The organism is Sphingomonas sp. R86520, assembly GCF_042466285.1.
Lineage (GTDB): Bacteria > Pseudomonadota > Alphaproteobacteria > Sphingomonadales > Sphingomonadaceae > Sphingomonas.
The window spans coordinates 975,124-997,521 of record NZ_JAXHBZ010000001.1 but is presented as its reverse complement, the minus strand read 5'-3'; the positions used below and the strand labels follow the sequence as shown (position 1 = coordinate 997,521).

General features: G+C 65.3%; 15 protein-coding genes. 7 read left to right on the top strand and 8 right to left on the bottom strand.

All coding sequences use genetic code 11. The features are described 5' to 3' along the window. Window positions 1–123: 123 nt before the first annotated feature. Window positions 124–795 carry a glutathione S-transferase gene (locus SJY41_RS04780; protein WP_380779517.1) on the bottom strand — a complete coding sequence of 224 codons (672 nt, stop codon included), beginning with the start codon at window positions 793–795 and terminating at the stop codon, window positions 124–126. A gap of 90 nt (window positions 796–885) precedes the next feature. After that, window positions 886–3,039 carry a TonB-dependent siderophore receptor gene (locus SJY41_RS04775; RefSeq protein ID WP_380779515.1) on the bottom strand — a complete coding sequence of 718 codons (2,154 nt, stop codon included), beginning with the start codon at window positions 3,037–3,039 and terminating at the stop codon, window positions 886–888. Between the two features lie 143 nt (window positions 3,040–3,182). On the opposite strand from SJY41_RS04775, the gene SJY41_RS04770 reads away from it, so the two are divergent. After that, a complete protein-coding gene (locus tag SJY41_RS04770; protein WP_380779513.1) occupies window positions 3,183–3,530 on the top strand; it encodes a hypothetical protein in 348 nt (115 codons plus the stop codon). 321 nt (window positions 3,531–3,851) lie between these two features. On the opposite strand, the gene SJY41_RS04765 is transcribed toward SJY41_RS04770, so the two are convergent. From SJY41_RS04765 to SJY41_RS04740, 6 genes are all read right to left on the bottom strand, one after another. Then, window positions 3,852–5,504: a Na+/H+ antiporter gene (locus SJY41_RS04765; RefSeq protein WP_380779511.1), complete on the bottom strand. Its 1,653-nt coding sequence runs from the start codon at window positions 5,502–5,504 to the stop codon at window positions 3,852–3,854. Between the two features lie 76 nt (window positions 5,505–5,580). Beyond that, the gene (locus SJY41_RS04760) at window positions 5,581–7,179 is read right to left on the bottom strand and encodes a family 43 glycosylhydrolase (RefSeq protein WP_380779509.1); all 1,599 of its coding nucleotides are present in this window, start codon (window positions 7,177–7,179) and stop codon (window positions 5,581–5,583) included. After that, entirely contained in the window at window positions 7,176–8,621 is a 1,446-nt protein-coding gene (locus tag SJY41_RS04755) for a DUF885 family protein (RefSeq protein ID WP_380779507.1), read from the bottom strand. The genes SJY41_RS04760 and SJY41_RS04755 overlap by 4 nt, the downstream gene beginning before the upstream one ends. A gap of 199 nt (window positions 8,622–8,820) precedes the next feature. Further along, entirely contained in the window at window positions 8,821–12,621 is a 3,801-nt protein-coding gene (locus tag SJY41_RS04750; protein ID WP_380779505.1) for a LamG-like jellyroll fold domain-containing protein, read from the bottom strand. A 94-nt stretch (window positions 12,622–12,715) separates the two neighbouring features. Beyond that, window positions 12,716–14,026 (bottom strand): MFS transporter, encoded by a 1,311-nt coding sequence (locus tag SJY41_RS04745; RefSeq protein WP_380779504.1) that lies wholly within the window; start codon window positions 14,024–14,026, stop codon window positions 12,716–12,718. A gap of 24 nt (window positions 14,027–14,050) precedes the next feature. Beyond that, entirely contained in the window at window positions 14,051–14,842 is a 792-nt protein-coding gene (locus SJY41_RS04740; RefSeq protein WP_380784061.1) for a 2-keto-4-pentenoate hydratase, read from the bottom strand. A 155-nt stretch (window positions 14,843–14,997) separates the two neighbouring features. Here SJY41_RS04740 and SJY41_RS04735 point away from each other — a divergent pair, with 155 nt between their 5' ends. The 6 genes from SJY41_RS04735 to SJY41_RS04710 all read left to right on the top strand — a co-directional run bounded on the left by SJY41_RS04735 (window position 14,998) and on the right by SJY41_RS04710 (window position 22,024). After that, the gene (locus tag SJY41_RS04735; protein WP_380784060.1) at window positions 14,998–16,032 is read left to right on the top strand and encodes a LacI family DNA-binding transcriptional regulator; all 1,035 of its coding nucleotides are present in this window, start codon (window positions 14,998–15,000) and stop codon (window positions 16,030–16,032) included. Window positions 16,033–16,135: 103 nt separating this feature from the next. After that, window positions 16,136–17,578, top strand: a complete 1,443-nt coding sequence (uxaC, locus tag SJY41_RS04730; RefSeq protein WP_380779502.1) for a glucuronate isomerase — start codon at window positions 16,136–16,138, stop codon at window positions 17,576–17,578. Window positions 17,579–17,590: 12 nt separating this feature from the next. Next, window positions 17,591–18,433: a 5-dehydro-4-deoxy-D-glucuronate isomerase gene (gene kduI, locus SJY41_RS04725; RefSeq protein ID WP_380779500.1), complete on the top strand. Its 843-nt coding sequence runs from the start codon at window positions 17,591–17,593 to the stop codon at window positions 18,431–18,433. A gap of 116 nt (window positions 18,434–18,549) precedes the next feature. Beyond that, window positions 18,550–19,320: a 2-dehydro-3-deoxy-D-gluconate 5-dehydrogenase KduD gene (gene kduD, locus SJY41_RS04720; protein ID WP_380779497.1), complete on the top strand. Its 771-nt coding sequence runs from the start codon at window positions 18,550–18,552 to the stop codon at window positions 19,318–19,320. 129 nt (window positions 19,321–19,449) lie between these two features. After that, window positions 19,450–20,457 carry a sugar kinase gene (locus tag SJY41_RS04715; RefSeq protein ID WP_380779495.1) on the top strand — a complete coding sequence of 336 codons (1,008 nt, stop codon included), beginning with the start codon at window positions 19,450–19,452 and terminating at the stop codon, window positions 20,455–20,457. Then, entirely contained in the window at window positions 20,444–22,024 is a 1,581-nt protein-coding gene (locus SJY41_RS04710; RefSeq protein WP_380779493.1) for a carboxylesterase/lipase family protein, read from the top strand. The genes SJY41_RS04715 and SJY41_RS04710 overlap by 14 nt, the downstream gene beginning before the upstream one ends. The last annotated feature ends 374 nt before the right edge of the window (window positions 22,025–22,398 follow it).

Genomic DNA, 22,398 nt, shown 5'->3' with positions numbered 1-22,398 from the left:
CGTGCCTTAGCGGTGGTCGGGATCGACCGCCGCTAGGATACCGATGGCGGCGGTTACGCTGGCAGAGACTCGCGGTCCGTTCCACCGCGGCATTTAGCAAGGCCCCAGAGCAACATCGTCCGATCAGACACGGATCGTTCGGCCGATCTGTGGGGCGCCGATCGGAGCCGAAGCATCCGGCGGAAACACGGTCGGAGCATCGCCTGGAGACCAAGGCCGTACCCTCACCATGGCGCGGACGAACAGGTCCGACCTCAGATGTCCCGCCAGCCAGGCGTGCAGGTATGCGAACTGCAAATCATCGAAGTACGACCGATCGGTCGCCGCGAACTGGCGAACGAAGGGCATGACGGCGAGATCGGTGAATGCTTCAGGGTCGCTGCATAACCGACCGCTGTCGCTTAGCCGCGCATCGAGCCGTCCGAGGATTTCCGTAGCGGCTTCGCGGTGGTCGATGCCATCCGACGGGTAACGATCGACATACTTGCAGCGGTCGAGGTGATGTTTGAACGGGCCGTCGTTGAGCACGATGATGGCGGGATCGCTCGGCGGCACGGTGCCGTCCGCCCTCATCGTCGCCCAGCGCATGATATCGAGACTTTGATCGATCACGTCGCCGTCGGGCAGCACGAGAACCGGTACCGTCCCCTTGGGCGAAGCGCCGAGCATCGAGGCCGGCTTGTCGCGCAACGCGACCTCGCGCAGTTCGACGTGCTTACCGCCCGCGATGATCGCGAGGCGCGCGCGCATTGCATAGGGACATCGGCGGAAGCTGTAGAGGATCGGCAGGATCATGCCCGCCTCATATCCCGGTTGCGGCCGCAGGTCGCGTGGCCTTCGCAGCCGAGCCCGCGACCGATACTTCGATCACGGGCCCGCAGAATATCAGAAGCGGTAGCCGATGGTTGCCTGGACGGTGCGGCGGTTGCCGTACCAGCACCAGTTATAATTGGCGAAACACGACGTCAGATACTTCTTGTCGAAGATGTTGGCACCGTTGATGGCCAAGCTGAGGCCCCGCAGCGACGGTGCGAACTTCGCGAGGTCATACCGGATCAGTGCGTCATAGACCGTATAGGACGGGCTGTTGCGGCCCTCCGTCTCGCCCGGCGTGACGCCCGCATAGACCTGATCGACATGACGCACCGCGCCGCCGATCGTCAGCCCTTCGAGGCCGCCGCTACGTGGCGCCCAGTCGAGATAGGCCGAGGTGCCGCCCCGCCCGACGGTTTCGAGACCGCGACCGACGCGCGACGGATCGTTGACGTCCTCCGTCACCTTCACGCGCTGGCGGCTGTAGGCGACCCGTGCGTTGAAGCCGTATGGCAGGGGTGCACTGCCCTCGAACTCGACGCCTTGCGAACGGACCTTGCCGGTTTGCGTCGACACGGTGAAGTCCGGCGTCGACGTCAGCACGTTGGTCTGGTCGATCCGGAACCAGGCGCCGCTCAGCAGGATCTGCGTACCGGGAACCGTGAACTTCGTCCCGGCTTCGAGTTGCTTGCCAAGCGACGGATCAGCGATTCCGAACGTGCCATCGCTACGTTCGACCTGCCCGGCTTGCTGCTCGAACGACGTCGAATAGCTGACATAAGGTGCGAGACCGAATGGCAGCGTATACAGGGCTGCGGCGCGATACGTGAACTTCTCGTCGTGCTTCGCCTCTTGGCCGATCTGCTCGGCACGCGCCCAATCCTGACGGCCGCTGAGCACGACGCGCAGATCGCCGAGTGACATCTGGTCCTGAGCGTAGAGGCCTTGCTGGCGCTGACGGGTCGCGATGTAGCCGCCAAATGCGTTGGGCACCGTCGCCACCGTCTGCGGGACCGTGACCGTTCCGTACACCGGCGCGTAACCGTTCAACGAAGGCGCCGAACCGAATGCGTAATCTTCCGTCGAATGCGCGACTTGGCGATCTGCGCCGAACAACAGGCTATGCTGGACAGGCCCGGTCTGAACAATGCCGGTCAGCTGGTTGTCGAACGTCCAGTTGTTCAGCTGTTCGCGGGTCGCGTAAGACGAGCGGCTGAAGGTCCGCTGGGTCGGGTCGCTCGGATCGAGCCCTCCGCTGGTGTAGATCAGCCCCAGCGCAGACTTTACATATTGGTAGCGCCCCGACGAGCGGAAGGCCCAGCCGCCGCCGAAATCATGGCGGAAGATATAGGTGAGCGCGGCCTGTTCGCGGCTGAAGCGATTGCCGGCCTCGCCGCCGTCGAAGCTGGTCGGAAGCTTTCCGTTGGGGTTCGCGATCAGCGTGCCGCTGGCCGGAAAGACGCTGTATGCGCCGTTATCCGGGTCGTGCGAATATGCGCCGAGCAGCGTGAAGCTGGTCGAACTGCCCGCGCCTGCGGTCACTGCGCCTGAAATCGTCTGGCGCTCCCGCTTGGCGAATTTCTGTTGGGTCTCGGCACCGTTCACGCTGCCGTTGATCCGCCACAGGACGCCTTCACCCGCCCGACCCCCAATATCGGCATCGACGCGGTAGAGATCATAGTTGCCGTAGGTGCCGCTGATCGCACCATACAGGGCCTGATCGAGCGGCAGCTTGCTGGACTCCGCGACTAGGCCACCCGGGCTGGACTGGCCGTACAATACCGATGCCGGCCCTTTGATGACCTCGATGCGATCGAGCCGCGAGACGTCGACCTGCGGGACCGCATAGCCGGACGCACTACCGAACTGCTTCAATCCGTCCAGATAGACCGGCGCGTCGAACCCACGCAACTTGAACTGGTCATAGACTTCGCCGCTCGATCCACGTGTCTCGGGCGTCACGCCTGCAACGAAGCGGAGCGCCTGGTTCAGGTTCTGAAGGCTGCGACCTGCGATGTCGTCTGCCGTGATGACGGTGATCGACTGCGGGGTTTCTGCGAGCGGCGTGTCGGTCTTGGTACCTGACGAAGCCTGCGTGCGTGCATGCTGGCCGGTGACGACGATCGTTCCGGAATCGCTGTCTTCCTGTGCGACCTGCGCATGCGCGGGCGTAATGGCCAATGCCGCCGAGCCCAGCAGGAAGGCGATGCCGAAGCGATGTGTCATGAGATACCCTTTACGTTACGCAGCTCCGCTAATGTTTATGATAACTATTATCAATAGCTGTTTTCTGAAGTCGAAATACGGCTTGCACCGATGGCAATTTGGCAACACCTCCGCTCGACGATCGAGGCAGTAAGGAAACGGGCATGAAAAACGAGGGCATTCGCGTAGCCGAGATCGCCATGGCCGGCGACGGATCGTGGTTCGACAAGCATCCCGAGCGGCGGCTGCGGATCCGCGCCATGATACCCGGCGAGTTCGACGACGTGCTCGGGCAAGCACCCGTCGGCATGACGTGGCGCACGATAGTCCTGGAAGCGCAGCCTGGCGCGCGTAGCCGCCAGGCGATCGCGTTGCCGCTCGCCACCGATATCGATGCGCTTGGCGACGGCGACCTGTTCAACCTGTTCCTCCAGGCCGCGCCGCCCGGTGCACGCGACGTGATCGCGTCTATGCGCAAGGTGAAGTTGCCGCCCGGGGGTGAAGCCAACTGAGGCTAGCTGCTCCGCTATCCCGCAGATGTCAGATCACACCAAATATCGGACAAGACGAGGTCCGGGCGTGACGGACCGTGCTTCCCATGTTGCCATCTGCTGCTAGCTTGTACCGTAGAGACGCGCTGCTTTATGGCGCTGCGTCCTCGGTGCCCTGCCCGGATACGAGAGTGTCGCACGGACGGGCGGGGCACTTCGTTCACATCGGATTCACGTTCCGCAGGCATATCGCGGGCCAGAGGCATCGCCTAGTATCGCGTACCTTTTGCGCCCCGCCGGTTACCAGTCACACGGACGGGCGGGGCGCTTACCTTCGCGAGATCAAGCCAAGCCCTGACGCGACAGGCGCGCATCGATCAGGTCGAGTTCACGCCCTAGCTGCTCGGCGAGCTCGATGCCGATTTCGCGACGCCGAGCCAGATCGAAGATCGCGTTGCGCTCGGCGCGAACCGCCGCCAGTCGCATGTCGCGTTCGATCACGATTTCGCCCTGTCGGACCCGGTCCTCGGGCTCTGCAGACAGGCTGTCGATGCGTTCGCGGTATTGATCCATGAGACGCGCGGCGACGTCGGTGAACCGGTCGGGATCGTCCCGTCCTTCCGCCATCCGGTGTTGAACCCGGTCAAGCTCGGCGATCGCGGCGTTGGCCGCGACCAGCCTTGCCTGATCACGCACGGCGCCAATTCCCGTTTCGGGTGGCAAGCTCAGGCCGCGCAGCAGCAGCGGCAGGGCGACCGCCGCTATGACCAGCGAGGACAGGATGACGCCCGATGCGAGAAAGATGACGAGATCGCGTGCGGGGAACGGGGTCCCGTCATTGAGCGCCATCGGCAGCGTCAGCGCACCAGCCAATGTGATGGCTCCGCGCGCGCCAGCGCACGACATTGCCGCGATGATTCGGCGCGGGGGGCTGGCACTGGCCGAGACGTCGTTCCGCCGACGGGCGCGGAACAGCGTGAACTGCAGCGACACCCAGACCCAACCGTATCGCAGCAGGGCAAGTCCGACGACGACCGCGACGACATAGACTGCCAGCCACCACGGACTGACATGCCCGGTCGACGTCACGGTATCGCGCACGCGAACGAATACTTCGGGCAATTGCTCGCCCAGCAGCACGAAGGTCACGCCGTTCAACGTGAACTGGAGCATGTCCCAGACCGCGCGGCGACGGATACGCGTTCCTGCCGCGACCGCCGTCGTCGCGTCGGTGAAGCTCATGGCGATACCCGCCGCGGCGGCGGCAAGGACGCCCGATGCGTGGATGTGTTCGGCCAGCAGATAGGCGGCGAACGGGATCAGCAGGCTGACCAGGATGTTCGAGCCGGCTTCGTCACCGAACCGGCGCGCGAACGCACTCTTGGTCGCGACGATGCCGAGAGCGACGCCGACGCCGATCGCAACACCCGCGATCGCCATCCATGCGAACGTCGCGGCGGCGTCGGCGAACGAGAAGGTTCCGGTCAGCACGGCGGCGATCGCAAAGCGCACGCAGACGAGGCCGGATGCGTCGTTCAGCAACGCTTCGCCTTCGAGGATGTGCATCATCCGTTTCGGGATCGGCGCATTCTGCGCAACCGCAGAGACCGCAATAGGATCGGTCGGCGACACCACGGCGGCGAGCGCGAACGCAACGCCGAGGGGCATCGCCGGAATGAGCCAGTGAATGAACAATCCCATGCCGAGCACGGTTAGAAAGACTAGGCCCAGCGCGAGGCCGAGGACGGCGCCGCGATCGCGGAAGAGTTCGTCTTTCGGGATCCGCCAGCCGTCAAGGAACAGCAACGGCGGCACCAGGAGCAAAAAGAAGAGTTCGGGATCGAGCTGGACACGAACATGCGCGACCATCCCGATCAAGGCACCGAGCGCGATCTGTACGAGCGGCCGGGGCAGCGCCGAGGGCAGCATGCGCGAGGCGATGCCGCTCACCACGACGGCGAGCAACAGGAACAGGCACAAGGTCACTATCTGCAAACCGGACTCCCGACAGTATCAAAAGGCGCGGCAGGCACGCAGGCGCGCGGCCACGCGGCCGGCAAGTCGTGCGTCGCTAGATAGCAGAGAACCGGAAATTTCGGAAGTGCGCGTTGCCCGTACCGGCGGCATACAGCCCCGGGCGCAGCATCAGGAAGCCGCCGCGGACATTGTGGTGATAACCGGATACCTCCATCCCGCGATCGAAACGGTGCCAGGTCAGCCCGCCGTCTCCGCTCGTGTCGTACGTCACGATGTGGCGATCGTTGGTCACGCGAATGCGCATCGAACGACCGTGCGGATTGGCGGGGCGTCCGCGTTCGGCACCGTATTGATGCGTGACGAAGCGGTCGCCATCGAAGCCAAGGCCGCAATAGAGCTTGTCGTCATAGAACAGCAGCATCCCCGCGGTGACGCCGGGGTCGATTTGCACGTCGCATTCGAAGCGGTAGCGCGTGTCGCCTGCGATCAGCAGAAGCGGGGAGGAGTCGACGGGCGCAGTACCGCTCGCGGCGAGCGTCAAGACATGGTCGGAGACCGACACGCGCTTCGCTTCGTCGGGGCGGGGGCGGAAGAAGCTCCACTTCGTTCCTAGTGCGAGGGTCTCGAACCGGTCGGATAGCGCCTGGCCGTGCGGAACGGCGACGCCTCCCTGCGGTTTCGCCAGTGGCTTCGACAGATCGCCGCCTTTCATCCGGAACCAGCCGTCGGCAGTCCACTCCACCGGGTCGAGCAACGTCTGGCGGCCGAGCGTCCAATAGCCGTTCTCGAAACCGTGATAGAGCGCCCACCAGTCGCCCGCGGGCCCCTCGACCAGTGAGGCGTGGCCGCGCGACCACCAGCGTTCGGTGGCGTCGGTGGTGCGGACGATCGGGTTGGCGGGACAGTTTTGCCACGGTCCGTGGATCGATCGGGCGCGCGCGGCGATCACCATGTGTCCGGTCGGCGGCCCGGCGGTGCCGCCGACTGCGGTGATGAGGTAGAACCAGCCGCCGTGGCGGACGATCTTGGGGCCCTCCGGCGAGAAGCCCTCGACGATCCAGTCCTCGGGATAGCGCCACGGATCATAAACATGCTCGACCGCCCCGACCGTCGACAGGCCGTCCGCGGCGAGGCGGATGCGGTCGCCACCCGACAGGAAAAGCCAGCGGCTGCCGTCCTCCCCGACGATATGGCACGGGTCGATGTGCTTGTGCAGGCCGAGGTCGACGGGATCGCTCCACGGTCCCTCTATATGGTCGGCGTGGATCACCCATATCGAGTTCGGATCGGCCTTGACGGGGATATAGAGGAAATATCGGCCGTCGTACTTTTCCAGGCTGACGGCCCAGACCGAACCGATATTGCGGGTGAGCGCCGGGCCGATCGGTTGCCAGTTCACCAGATCGCGCGAGTGCCAGATGACGAGCCCGGGATAGGAATCGAAGCTGGAGAAGGTCATGTAATAGTCCGCCCCATCCTTCAGGATCGCGGGGTCGGGTCGGTCGCCGGCCATCACCGGGTTGAGGAACTGGCCGTTGCCCAGATCGGCTATCCGCTGGTTGTCGAGACCTCGACGCCAGTCCGGCGCGACAGGCTTGGCGGTTGCTCCCGTCTTGGCAGACGCCTGGTCAGATACGAGTAACGCTCCGGCCGCGCCCAGCGTGGTGAACGCATCGCGTCGCGTATAGGTCATGAGGGGATCTTTCGGATGTCGTCGATGCGCATCCGACCGGCGGCGAGCAACGCGGTATGATAGGCGATACGGGGCTTGCCGAGCGCGGTATCGGCGATCGTGAGCCAACCCATCGCGTCGGCGACGCGCGATGCGGGTTCGAGCGGGATGCGGGTCAGTTCGACGTCGAACGGCGCGAAGTACGCGGGTTCGCCTTGCCATTCGATCAGTCGCGATCGGGCTTGCTCGATCGACCAGCCGTGAAGGTGGATGCCTATATCGACGAGTGCGCGGGCGACGCGGAAGAGCAGCCAGTGGACGTAGCCGAGCGCGTCGAGCGGGTCGGTGTAGGCGCCGGCTTGTTCGGCGAGTTGCTCGGCGTAGATGCCCCAGCCTTCCACGAACGCCGAGGCATAGTCGATCCGGAGCGGGTGCGGGGGGGCGGCGCCCTCGAGGCCGAGCTGGATCATGTGGCCGGGGAGGAGTTCGTGCGCGATGACGCTGGGGAGAGACCAGCGGGGGCGGCGGCGTATGTCCTTGAGGTCGACGACATAGGCGCCGGGGCGGGTCGGCGTCGGGACCACGCGGTAGCCCGCGCGGCCGGCAGCGATCTCTTGCATGGAGAGGGAGCGGGCGCTGGCATTCACGCACCATGCCGGAAGTTGCCCGAACGTTTCCGGGACGTGGCCGCGGGCAATCGCCACCATGCGGTTCATGTCCGCGACGGCTTCGGCGCGGCCTGTGTCGGTGTCGGGATAGAGGAAGCGATCGTCGCGCCAGAGTTTGGCATAGCGGTCTGCGATCGTGCCCTTGGCAGCGCCGATCCTGTCGAACAGGCGGGTGGCGCGGGCATGGAGCCGGTTCAGTTCGGCGAACAGCCGGTGTTCCGCATAGGCCGGCGTGATGGTTCCGAGCGCGCGTCGCAGGACGAGCGCGTACCAGTCCTCGCCGCCCCGGAACCGGCCGATGCCGGGGGCGGAGGGGGCGGTGTCGCGCAAGCCTTCGAGCGTCACGATCTGGCGATCGATCGCCAAGTTTGATGGCGCGGAGCGGAGGGCTTCGATCGTGCGATCGAGCGACAGGCGGGGAAGGATGATGCCGGCTTCGGCGTCCGCCTGGATGGCAGCGGTGTCTGCGTCGATTTTGGCCTGATCGAGACTTGCGGCCTTCCAGGCGCCGGTGGTCGGGGTGACGCGGTAGGGGCTGCGTCCGGGGCGACCGAACGCCGACCGTGCAATGGCAGCGTCGATCATGAAGCCGTCGCGAGCGGTGGTCAGGTCGAGGCGGTCGCCGGGTTGCAAGGTGCTTGCGTCGAACCGCGCCAGCAGGTGGAGGGCGTGGTCGGGGTCGGTTGCGGCGGCTTCGTCGAGTGCTCGGCGCACGGTAGATTGGGCGCGGGCGTTCGCGGGAAGGAAGGCCGATGCGCCTAGCCCCATCAGCACGTGTCTACGGTTCGGAGTCATTCCTCCCCCGCTCGTTCGCCTTGAGCAAAGCCCAAGGACCTGCTCCGAAAGAAATGTGCTTCTGCTTCGCTAACCACGAACGAAGTGGAAATCGGAAGGCGCGCGGTGTCGCTATGGCCAGGGCTCGTCACCGCACCCGTCAAATATCCGTCCGTCATTCTCGCGCAGGCGGGAACCGATACCGGCAAACTCCCGGGCATCATCGGGAGAGCGCAACGCGGTTGTTGGCTTGGGTGATCTCGGCCTCGTCTCCTGCAAGCGCCACATGGACGGCCAGCGTTGCGGGATCGACGCGCGCGGGGATCGCCAGCTTCACCGTCGTGGTCCTGGGTTGCAGATCCAGAGGGGCGGCAAGCGGCGGAATGCGCGAAGTCGCGACAACCTTGCCGGCTGCGTCGACCAGGTCGGCACGACCGCCCTTCGCGTCCTTTGCACCGAGGCTGTGAACGGTGACTACAAGACTGCGGCCCTTCATGACGACATCGTCCGTGCCGATGCCGATGTCTGCGCGCACGTCGACCGGAGTGCCTGCCTCGACCAAGGCGAAGTCGAGCACCGTCGTGCCGGGTGCGAACGTCACGTCGGTATTCGCGCTGCGTTCCAACGTCATCGTCTGCGGATCGCGGATCGGCGCGAGCGTCTTGCCGCCGTCGGTGCTGCGCGATGTCTGCATCGACCAGCGGCCTGCGGTGACGGTCCAGGTCGACATCGTCGCGAGCTGGACGTGATCGGTGGTGTTGTAGGCGATCACGCGGAACTTGGTCGGCGTCGCGCCGGGGAGCAGGATCGCGACACGCTCGGCTGCGCCCGGTTCGGCGAAGCGCCAGCTCACCGTGTTGCCGGGCCAGCTTTGATTACGGCGCAGCGCAACGCCGCCGAGCCGTTCGCGCTGCAGGATCTCGCTTGGCTGGTCGACGCGGTCGCTCCACCAATGGCCCTCGGTATACATGTCCATGTGCTGCGACTTGTCGGCGATCGCGTCGGCGTGGAGTGCCTCGAGCGGCGCGGTATCCCCGGTCGCGGTCCAGGCGGCGTAGCGCGCGAACGGGTCTTCGGATTTGCTGGCGGCGAGCTTGGTTCGGGCTGCGGCGCCACCGGGGAGTGCGTCGAAGGCGTTCTCGTTGAACTCGGCCAGCGCCCCCGGGCCGGTCTTGGCAAGCCGTGCTTCGATCGGGCGCAGGTATTTCGCATCGCCGGTGTAGCGCCACGCGGCCCAGGTCGCCTGTAGCGACGTAGTGATGCCACCGCCGTCGCCGACGCGCTCGGCATCGGTGCGCCAGTTGATCTCGTTGGGATAGCTCCAGCTGCCGTCCGGCGCTTGCTTGCCGTGCGCCATCCAGCCGTCGATCACGCCGGTTACCAGACCTCGCGCGGCGGGGTTGGCGTTGTAGAGGCCGACCAGCATCGGTCCGTGCATGACGGTGAAGGCATAGGGTTTCTGCCATTCCCACGCGCCCTCGCGGTACATTTTCCGGCCGCCATACCAGTTGCTGGCGAAGTGCATGTGGCCGGAAGGGTTCTTCAGGATCACGGTCTGCAGGGCGCGCGTGTTGTCCATCAGGCGCTCGACCGCCTTGGGTTCGCCCCAGTTGAGATAAAGGCGCTCGGCGTTGCTGTTCAGGCCCTCCTCGTAGGCGTGGAGTTCGTCGGCGGTGATGTAGCCGAGGCCGTTTATGATCATGCCGTTCTTGTAGACCGCATCCGACAGCGCGCGGAGCGACGCGTTGATCTTGTCGGGCTCGACACCCATCAGCGCGAGGCCGGGCCATTGTTGCGTCAGGTCGGTGTCGTCGGAGATACCGCCGCCGAAATCGCCGTAGGGGACCTGGCGCTGGTCGATCCACCACGTGACGAACTGGCGGACGCGCTTCAGGTCTTCGAGCTGCCGGAAGGCCCAGAGGGGGACGCCTGCTGGGGCGACCGGCTGGACGAACGCGGGCAGGTTCTCGGGGCGATAGTTTATGTCCGCCCAATATGCGCGGGCGCGCGCATTGTCGGGATCGACGCGGAGCAGGTCGGAGATGTCGGCGAACAGGCGCTGGTAGAGGCCGGCGCGCTTCGACGCAGTGTGTTCCTCGACGAGGAAGCCCCAATTGTCCTTCACCTGCGCCATGCGGTCGGCGATGTGTTCGGGCAGGGCGGCGGCGCGGGGTTTGAAGACGAGCCGGATCCTGGCACCGTTCAGCGCGGTCGCGTCGAAGTCGGGGGCGGCGCTGGCGATCGTCAGATAGAGGCTGTCGTTGGGTAGGATGCGGTCGCGGAGGTCGAGCCAGAGCGTGCGCGCTTCGTTAGGGCGGACCGAGACGGAGAGGTCGATCATGTCGCGGCCCGGCCAGATCGGGTCTTTTATCCGGATATTGAGGGGGATCAGCCCGGCGGCGTTGGGCTTCGCTTTCAGCGCGGGGATGTCGATTGCAATGCCGTCGAGGCCGTCGTTGAGGTTCTGCCAGCCGTAATCGAACGCGCGGGCGAGGGGGCGGTCGGGCAGCGCGTCGCCGAAGCTCGCCGGGATCAGGATGTGGACGATCGGGGCGGCATTGTCGCGGCGGACGGGGGCGCCGGATGCACCGCCGGTGCCTGCGCCGACCGCCGCTTTGAGGCCGGCAGAGGGCATGGCGACGACGGTGCTACGCTCGTCAGGGGCGAAGCGGCCGGCGATGTACGTGTTCAGGGGGGCGAGTGCGGCGAGGTTAGGGGAGGCGGTCGCGTCTACGGTGTAGGAGAGCTTGAAGGTCCCGGCGGGTTCTGCGCCTGCGCCGATGTCGTAGGCCCAGAGTTCCTGAATCGGCTGCTCCTGCATCGTGTTCGTGAAGCTGAGCGCGCCGCCGGTGCGGGGGGCGAACTGGGTTACGCTGCGGACTATGCCTTGGGTGCGGGTGGCGATCTGGGTGGTCTTGGTTCCATCGCTCCAATCGAGGTGCCCGTATGCGGCGCCGCGGATCTCGACGCGGTTGACACGTTCGCTCGTCGGGATCGTCAGGTCGTAGCGCTTGCCGCCTTCGACATAGGTATTCCAGTCGGGGAGCTCGAAATAGTCGTCGCGGCCGGGCAGGCGGGAGCGGTTATAGATTCCGGGCCAGGTTGTCTCGGCAATGCCGTCGACACCTTTCCACATCCACTCCTTCAAGTCCTTCGCGTCGGCGAACTCGACTTTTCGGACGCGGGTGACGGCGGCGTCGAGGACCGGCGGCGCGGTCTTGTCCCAGCCGTAGCGGTGGAGCCAGGCGATGCGCTTCGCGGTGGGGTCAGTCGCGGGAGCGCGGGATGGTTCACGCTTGTCGGCGAGCGCTGCGACATCGGTGGCGGGGAGGAGGCGGTCGTAGACGCGGATCTCGTCGAGGTCCGATCCGCGCATGAAATTGTAGCGGCTCTGGACCTGGTGCGGGGACATGACGCGGCCGGCGAGGCCGAACTGGTCGAGGCCGCTGTCGAGGTCCGCCTTCTGGTCATTCCGCGCGACCAGCTTGCCGTTGACGAACAGTTGCACGCCGACGGTCTCATCCCAGGCGAAGGCGATGTGCGACCACGTGTCGGCGGCGGGGGCTTGGGGGATCGTCCAGGAGACGCGGATGCGCGAGAGGTTCGCGTCGGTCACGAAGGCGTCGAAGCCGTGGCCGTTCCAGTCGATCCGCAGGAACGCCATGTCCCAGCTCGAATGGTCGGCGAACCCGGTGCGGAAGATCACGAAAGGTGCTTCGCCGAGGGGTGTGCGGGCGCGCCAGAAGAAGGCGAGCGTGCCCCGGTCCGCGCGGATGTTGCCAGGCGCTTTCCACGCTACATAGCCGTCGTCGGCCCAGCGCGCGGCGCCGCCGATCGCGCCGTCGGGGGTCACGTCGACGCCGCTGCGGAAGTTGGGGACGGGGTCGCCGGTGGCGTAGTCCGCGGTGAGGGACTTGTCGGCGGACACGCGGAAGAGGAGGCCGGTCGCATCCTGTGCGGCGGCGGACGTTGTGGTGGCGATCGCCAATGCCAGAACGGACGCCGTGGTGAAACGCTTCACGCTTCTCTCCTAGGGCCAAAAAAGCTTGTTCTCCCGCGAAGGCGGGAGTCCAGGCTGGGCTACCGCCTTCGCGGGAGAACAAGGGAGGGCAGATCTAGCCCGCGTTCACCCTCGCCAAGCGCGGCGAGAGCAAATGAACGACCGTGATCGCGATCAGGTACGTACTGCCGGCGACCGCGAAGATCAGCGTGTAGCTGCCCGTGGTCTGCAGGACATAGCCGGTGAACTTGGCCATCATCATGCCCCCGATCGCACCGACCGTGCCGCCGATCCCGACCACCGAGCCGACCGCGCCACGCGGGAACATGTCCGATGGGATCGTGTAGAGGTTCGCCGAGAACGCCTGGTGCGCCGCCGTGGCCAGTCCGACGATGCCGACCGCCAGCCAGAGATTGTCGACATATTGCGCGAAGAAGATCGGCATCACGAGGAACGCGCAGGCCAGCATCGTGACCTTCCGCGCAAAATTGGCGGTATGGCCGCGCTTCATCAGTTTCGACGACGACCAGCCGCCTGCGACGCTGCCGAGATCGGACAGCAGGTAGATCGCGACCAGCGGCGGCCCGAAGCTCTTGAGATCGAGATGATAGGTCTTGGCAAGGAAATCGGGCGTCCAGAACAGGAACAGCCACCAGATCGGGTCGATCAGGAACTTGCCGAGCGCGTACGCCCAGGTCTCGCGGTAGCCGAGCAGCTTGAGCCAGCCGATCTTCTTGGCCGGGTCGGCCGGATCGCTCTCGATATGCGCGAGTTCCGCGGGCGACAGCTTGGCGACTTCACGCGGCCGGCGATAGATCGCGATCCATGCGACCAGCCAGATCAGGCTGATCGCGCCGGTGATGATGAACGCCATCCGCCAGCCGAAGGCGATCGTGATGACGGGCACGATCAGCGGTGTGACCACCGCGCCGATGTTCGCGCCCGCGTTGAAGACGCCGGTCGCAAACGCCCGCTCCTTGGCGGGAAACCATTCGGAGACCGCCTTGATGCCTGCGGGAAAATTGCCCGCCTCGCCCAGGCCGAGCACGACGCGCGCGGCGGAGAACTGGAATGCGTTGCCCGCGAACCCGCAAAGGGTGTGACCAAGCGTCCAGATCACGAAGGCGACCGAATAACCGATCCGCGCACCGAGCACGTCGACGATCCGGCCGAAGCTCAGATAGCCGATCGCATAGGCGGCCTGGAACCAGAAGATGACGTCGGCATAGGTCGTTTCGTTCCAGCCGAGTTCGGCGGAGATCGTCGGCTTCAGCACGCCGATCATCTGGCGATCGACATAATTGATCGCGGTCGCGGCAAACAACAGGCTGCAGATCAGCCAGCGATAGCGGCCGATCTTGCCACCTATCCCCGCATCACCGATCGCGCTCGCCGCGCCCACCTCCGGCATGTTCACGCTCGCCATTGGCTTCTCTCCTAAAGACAGCCTCTAGCGGGCCTTGATGGTGCAATGGACGGCGAACCGTTCGTCGAAGCGCGCCTCGACCCGGTCGCCGACCGCCACGGGGTGGACGCCGGTCACGGCGCCCGTCGAAACCCATTGCCCCGACGATAGCGCGATGCCGCGCGCCGCCATGTGCTCGAGCAGGTATCGCACGGCGCCGAACGGTCCGTCCAGCATGGTCGCGCTCGTCGCCGCGCCGATCCTGACGTCATTGATCCACAGTTCGACCGGCCAGGCATTGATGTCGCCGTCACGCCATCCGTCCGCGTCCGGGCCGATGACCAGGCCGTTGTTGTTGCCGAAATCCGATACCGTCACGGTCGCGCCGAGAGCGTTGATACCGGGAAAGGGCGAGCTTGCGATCTCGATGCCGACATGCACCGCGTCGACCATCGCCCGTGCCTCGGCCATCGTGTACTGCGTCTTCGACGGATCGGGTGCGGAACCGATCCGCAACAGGAACTCCGCCTCGGCGGCAGCGAACCCTTGGGCAAAGACCGGCATCGCAACCGGCTCATCCTCGCCGTCCACGATCTGGCTGGCGAAGATCGGGCCGGTGAGTCGGTCGACGCCGTCGATCGGCGGATTGATCCGGCCGACCTTCCAGCCCGCGACGACCCCCTCGACAAGCAGCAGCGCTGCATCCTGTACCTTGTAGCCCTCGCCCAGCGTCGCCGGCACGTCGCCCGGAAATTCCGGGACGGCGTCGCCGTTGCGTCGCGCTTCGACGAAAGTGCGGGCGATGTGCCCGATGTTATCGGTCGTGTCCGGCTGCACCGCCAAGAACCCCTCCTGTTTATCGCATTAGCCTGCGTTGATACGTGCGTATGGGAAACCGGTGTCATTGACAAGCCGGCCGCGGGCTTATCGCCGTTACGGGACAATCATGGAGGGGACTGGCTGTTCCGATGTCGTCCGGCTATGCCGAGCGGATGCAGAAAACCGGCCAGCCGACGATCAACGACGTGGCGCGGATTGCTGGTGTCTCCAAGAAGACAGTCAGCCGGGTCATAAACCGATCGCCATTGCTCAACGACGATACACGCAAGCGAGTCGAAGACGTCATCGGCAGTCTTGGCTACATTCCGAACCCGCAGGCGCGCGCGCTGGCGCTCCGGCGAAACTTCCTGATCGGCCTGGTTCACGACAATCCCAATGCCCAGACGGTGCTGAACGTACAGCAGGGTATGCTTGAGGCGCTGCACGGGACCGAGTTCGAGATGGTCGTGCGCCCGCTGGACCGGGGATCCGCGACGATGCTCGACGACCTGCGCCATTTCCTCGAGCGGCAGCGGTTGTTCGGCGTGCTGCTGATGCCCCCGGTCAGCGAGAACGACTCTGTAGCAAAACTGTGCGACTCGATCGGGTGTCGCTACGTTCGGATGGGCTCGGCGGTGATCGACGACAACGACCATATGGTCGCTTCGAATGATCGCGAAGCCGTCCGGACCGCGACCGATTACCTGATAGCGCAAGGACATCGCCGGATCGGGCTGGTTGCCGGTCCACACGGGTTTCGCTCGGCACGCGAACGCAGATTGGGGTTTGAAGACGCGCTCGCGTCGGCAGGGATAGCCTTGCCGCGCAGCATGATCGCTGACGGAAACTATACCTTCGAATCAGGACTTGCCGCCGCCGAGCGTCTGCTCGACCTGATGCCGCGGCCGACCGCGATCTTCTCGTCCAATGACGAGATGGCGGCCGGCATCATTCACGCGGCACGACAGCGCGGGCTCGATATCCCGCGCGACCTTTCGATCATCGGGTTCGATGATACGCCGATCGCGGCACACGTGTGGCCGCCGCTGACGACGGTACGCTGGCCGATCGCGTCGATGGCGCGCTCGGCGGCATTGAAGCTCATCGCCGGCGTCGACGACGGCAGCGACCGTGTCGAAGAGCCGTCGTTGTTCCTGTCGACGCTGATCAGGCGTGCGTCCGTGGCACCACCCCCAGAGCATGCATGAGCACGATCGATGCAGCATTTGCGGTTGCCTAGAAAACTGACACCGGTTACCGGTCTCACGACGATCGCATCAAGCGGCGGAATTTTGGACGAGGGAAAGTAGCATGGCCCGCCCGTTGGAACTGCATCCCGACCGGCTCTTTCCTGCCGAACCCACGACGCGTGATATCGCGCGGATGCTCTACGCGGAGGTTGCGGCGCTGCCGATCGTCAGCCCGCACGGTCACACAGATCCCGTCTGGTTCGCAGAAAACGCCAACTGGACCGACGCGACGTCGTTGTTGCTGGCGCCGGATCATTATCTCTACCGAATGCTTTACAGCCAGGGCGTCGATCTGGACGCATTGGCTATCCCGCGGCTGAACGGCGTGCCGGCGACCGATCCGCGTGCCGCGTGGGCGCTGTTCGCCGAGCATTATACGCTGTTCCGCGGCACGCCCTCGCGATTGTGGCTCGATCATGTGTTTGCCGACGTGTTCGGGATCGACGTTGCCCTGGAAGCGTCTACCGCGGACCGGTATTTCGACATCATCGGCGAGAAGCTGGCCTCGGACGCGTTCCGGCCACGCGCGTTGTTTGACCGGTTCGGGATCGAGTTTCTCGCGACCACCGAGGGCGCGCATGACGACCTCGCCGCGCATCGCCGGATTCGCCAGTCGGGCTGGAACGGGCGCGTCGTCACGACTTATCGTCCGGACGGGGTGATCGACGTCGAGCATGAGGCATTCACGCCGGCGATGGCGCGCTTTGCCGAGCTGACCGGTGAGGATGTGTATGACTGGAAGGGCTATCTCGCCGCGCATCGCAAGCGCCGCGCCGACTTCCGCGCGGCGGGGGCGACCGCCACCGACCATGGGCATCCGACCGCAGCGACCGCCAATCTTTCCGGCGTCGAGGCCGAGGCGCTGTTCGCCAGGGTGACGCGCGGGGACTGGACGCCGGCCGACGCCGAACTCTTCCGCGCGCAGATGCTCACCGAGATGGCGGCGATGTCGGTCGAGGATGGCATGGTGATGCAGATCCATCCCGGCTCGTCGCGCAACCACAATGCCGGGCTGTTCGCGAGCCATGGCCGCGACAAGGGGGCGGATATCCCGACGCGGACCGATTACGTGCACGCGCTGAAGCCGTTGCTCGACCGGTTCGGGACCAGCACGCGGCTATCGATCATTCTCTTCACGCTCGACGAGAGTTCCTACGCGCGCGAATTGGCGCCGCTCGCCGGGCATTATCCGTGCCTGAAGCTGGGGCCGTCCTGGTGGTTCCACGACAGTCCCGAGGGAATGCGACGGTTCCGCGAGATGACGACCGAAACCGCGGGTTTCTACAACACCGTCGGCTTCAACGACGATACGCGCGCGTTCCTATCGATCCCGGCGCGGCACGATGTCGCGCGGCGGATCGACTGCGGGTTCCTGGCGCGGTTGGTGGCGGAACACCGCCTTGCCGACTGGGAAGCCGTCGAACTCGCGCATGAATTGACGAGCGGCCTCGTTCGCCGCGCCTACCGTATCGACGAACCCCATTTCGCTGCGCAAGCGGCCTGACCGGAGCTCACCATGTACGACCGCACTTACTACGCCACGCACCCCGACATGATGGAGTGCGTCTCCAACGACGAACTGCGCGACCGTTACCTGATCCAGGACCTGTTCCGCGACGGTGAATGCGTGCTCAACTACACGCACGCCGAGCGCTTCGTGATCGGCGGCGTTGCCGTTGCGAGCGGGTCGGTGAAGCTGCCCGACCAGGCCGAGCCGGCATCAGCCGCGGGGCACCCGTTTTTGGAGCGTCGCGAACTCGCGGTCGTCAACGTCGGCAAGGTCAGCGGCACCGTCACGGTCGACGGCGAGACCTTCACGCTCGGCAACAAGGACTGCCTGTACGTGACGATGGGCGCCAAGGACGTGCAGTTCTCGGGCGACGGCGCGCGCTTCTATCTGGCGTCGTGCCCGGCGCACAAGGCGTTCACGACGCGCGTGATCTCGGTCGGCGATGCGACCACGCTGGAGCGCGGCAGCCTCGAGGACTCGAACGAGCGGACGATCTACCAGATGGTCATCCCCGGCATCTGCGACAGCGCGCAGCTGGTGATGGGCCTGACGGTGTTGAAGCCCGGATCGGTGTGGAACACGATGCCGCCGCACATCCACGAGCGTCGCAGCGAGATCTATTTCTACTTCGAACTCGACGATCTCGAGAAGGACCGCGTGTTCCACTACATGGGCGAGGGCGAGGCGACCCGCCACATCGTCATGGCAAACGAGGAGGCGGTGATCAGCCCGCCCTGGTCGATCCACATGGGCTCGGGGACCAAGGCGTACGCGTTCATCTGGGCGATGGCGGGCGAGAACCAGGATTATACCGACATGAACGTCCTGGATATTTGCCAGCTGGCGTAAATCTTCTCCCCTCCCGTTCACGGGAGGGGTCGGGGGAGGGCGTGTCCACGAGCGCTGGTCCGCATTTCCCCTCCCCTAACCCCTCCCGCAGGCGGGAGGGGAATGAGAGAGAAAGCATGACAAACCCCTTCGACCTGACCGGCAAGGTCGCGATCGTCACCGGCGCGAACACCGGCATCGGCGAGGCGATCGCCGTCGCGCTCGCCGCCGCTGGCGCCGACGTCGCCTGCGTCGGTCGTACGCCCGCCGAAGACACCGTCGCGCAGATCCGTGCGCTGGGGCGAAAAGCGGAGATCGTCTCGGCCGACCTGTCGACGATCGAACCGGTCCAGCGCGTCGTCGACGAGACCGTCGCCAAGCTTGGCCGGCTCGACATCCTGATCAACAACGCCGGCATCATCCGCCGTGCCGACGCGGTCGACTTCAGCGAAGCGGACTGGGATGCGGTGATCGACACCAACCTGAAGTCGGTGTTCTTCCTGTGCCAGGCGGCCGGGCGCCACATGATCGCGCGCATCGAAAAGGAGGGGGGCTCAGGCAAGATCGTCAACATCGCCTCGATGCTGACCTTCCAGGGCGGTATCCGCGTGCCGAGCTATACCGCCTCGAAGTCCGGGATCGGCGGCCTTACCAAGCTGCTGGCGAACGAGTGGGCCGCAAAAGGCATCAACGTCAACGCGATCGCGCCGGGATACATCGCGACCAACAACACCGCCGCACTACAGGCGGACGAGACCCGCAACCGCTCGATCCTCGACCGCATCCCGGCAGGCGCCTGGGGCGATGCCAGCGACCTCGGCGGGGCGGCGGTGTTCCTGTCCTCTGCCGCCGCGAACTACGTGCAAGGCCACATCCTCGCCGTCGACGGAGGCTGGCTGGCGCGGTAGGTTTCGGCAGCCGTGACGCGGTGCCGTCTCCGACGCGGGGGTTCCCCGTCCGTATCAGCCGTGAGACACACGTTTCGTGCGACGCAACGATCTCGCCCCGGGACGGGCGGTTCAAAATGAGAGAGCGATATGCGTAAATTCCTGGCGTTCGGCGAGATCATGTTGCGGCTTTCTCCCCCGGGGCGCGAGTTGCTGCTCCAGACGCCCAAGCTGGACGTCTGGGTCGCCGGTGCCGAGGCCAACGTCGTCACGCAGCTCGCGCGGCTCGGTCACGATGTCGGCATGGCGACGATGGTGCCTGACAATGATCTTGGCCGGGCCGCGATCACGACGCTGCGGGGTCACGGTGTCGACACGTCGAGGATCTCACTCGGCGGCGATCGAATGGGGCTATACTTCGTGACATCGGGTGCGGGTCTGCGCGCCACCGAAGTCGTCTACGATCGAGCATGGTCGGCATTTGCAGAGGCGCCCGCTGAGGCCTGGGACTGGCAAGCATTGCTGGACGGCGTCGATCGCCTACACCTTTCAGGCATTACGCCGGCGCTCGGACCCGTTCCCGCAACGGCGGCACTCGCTGCCGTCAGGGCGGCGACGGAACGTGGGATCGCGGTGTCGTTCGACGGTAACTGGCGCGGCAAGCTATGGGAGCGTTGGGATTCCGATCCCCGCGCGATCCTGGTGCCGTTGGTGGAGCACGCCGATCTGATGTTCGGTAATCATCGCGACATTGCACTGTTGCTCGACCGTGAATTCGCCGGCGACGCCGAAGACCGTCGACGCGAAGCTACCGAGGCGGCATTCGCGGCGTTCCCCCGCCTGCAGACGATCGCGTCTACCGCGCGTCACGTCGAGCATGTCGATCTTCACCGCCTGTCCGCGCGGATCGATACGCGCGACGACCATGTTCAGACCGACGAGGTCGTGCTGGCAGGCATCGTTGACCGGATCGGCGGCGGCGATGCGTTTGCGGCAGGCGTTCTCCACGGGCTTCGGTCCGGCAAGGACATCGCCGAGGTCGCGCGGATCGGCCTAGCCCTCGCAGCACTCAAGCACTCGCTGCCTGGCGACGCGAGTCTGTTCCGGCAGGCAGATATCGACGCCTATCTCGACGGGGGACTGGATGTCCGACGCTGACCGCTGGACCCGACGGTCCGTTCTTGGCACGGCTGCGGCAGTCTTGATGCCTGCGAGCGGATCGATCGGCTCGGGGGCTGCGGCCGCAGGCATTTCGCCGACGGTAAGAGCGCCTTCAGGCACGTTCGTCGGGACCAATGATCGCCAGGTCCTGACGTTCAAGGGCATACGCTACGGACGTGCCGAACGGTTTTGCGCACCCGTTGGGGTTTCCATGCCGGGGCAGACCCGTCCGGCCGATGCTTTTGGTCCGGTCTGCCCGCAATCGGGGCCCTATGGTCCGCAGTCCGAAGACTGCCTGTACCTGAACGTCTGGAGCGCAGAGACCGACGCGCGCGCTAAGAAGCCGGTGATGGTCTACATCCACGGCGGTGCCTATTCGAACGGTAGCGTCACGGATCCCTTGAACGACGGGCGGACGCTGGCTGCACGAGGCGATTGCGTCGTCGTCACCGTCAATCACCGCCTCAACGCTTTCGGCTACCTCTATCTGGCGCGGTTCGATGCTAGATTTGCGGACAGCGGCAATGCCGGGCAACTCGACCTGATACTCGCGCTCGAATGGGTTCGGGACAATATTGCGGCGTTCGGCGGCGACCCTGCGCGGGTGCTCGTATTCGGCCAGTCGGGTGGCGGCGCGAAGATCGCTACGATGATTGGGATGCCGGCAGCGTCAGGGCTGTTCCACCGAGCCGCAACGATGAGCGGGCAACAAGTCACGGTATCCGGTCCGATGCATGCCACCGAGCGCGCAAGGGAATATCTCAAGCGCCTGAACGTGACCGAGGATGATCTGTCGCCCTTGCTGACAATGTCCACGGAGCGACTTGTCGAAGCACTGGACGCGACCGACCCGATCTTGGGCGGCGGGTTGTATTTCGGTCCTGTCCTCGACATGAAATGGCTGACGCGGCATCCCTTCTGGCCCGATGCCAATCCGCTCGGGCGCGGCATTCCGATGATACTCGGCAACACCCGCGGCGAGACGCGCGGCTTCATCAGCCCGGACTCGCCGAAGGTGCGGGGGCTCGACTGGAGCAACCTGGCCGCGCGCATGGCCCCCGAACTGAAGATCGACATTCTTCCCGAATGGGTCGTCTCGCAGTATCGCGCGCGCTTTCCGACCTGGTCGGCAGTCGATGTCTTCTACGACGCCACCACCGCAGGCCGAAGCTGGCGCGGGCAAGTCGTCGAAGCCGAAGCCAGATCCGCGATCGCCGCTCCGACATGGGTGTATCAAGTCGATTTCTCGTCGCGGACGGATCCAAGACGCGGGGCCTTCCACACGATGGACATTCCGCTCGTGTTCGGCACTTTGGACGCGGCGGGTTCGCAAACCGGAACTTCGGCGGACGCGCGGTCGGCATCCGACGCGATCCAGCAAAGCTTTGTTGCTTTCGCCAAGACCGGAAATCCCCATCATGGCACCACGGCGCGCTGGCCCCGCTACGATGTCTCGGACCGCGCCACGATGATATTCGACGCCCGGTCCCGTGTCGAACACGACCCAAGAGGCTGGCAGCGCGAGCTGTTCGCCCGAGTCCCGTACGTTCAGCCGGGAAGCTGACGGATACTGCTTATCCGACGGATCTGCTGGCCGATCTGCGTCGGCGCGCACCGCCGCTGCAACGCTCGTTACCGACCCTAGTCCGACGCCGGGTCTTGGTCGGTACTCTCGAAACTCCAGCATTGAACGACGATCCGCGACCAGTCCGCCGAGCAACGAACCGCACGCACCGACGACGTGTTGACACGCAATCGATCCTCCGACATTGTTCTGACACCGGTTACCTAAGCATTTGAGGCTCCGGGGTGAGGATCAGCAACGGCTGACCATGCGGGAGAGGATGAGATGCGACCGTTCCAAGTAACGGATCTTGTTCCCCAAAACCAATTAGGGCGGTTGCGAGTCGGCGAATGACCGGATCGCAACCGGTGTCA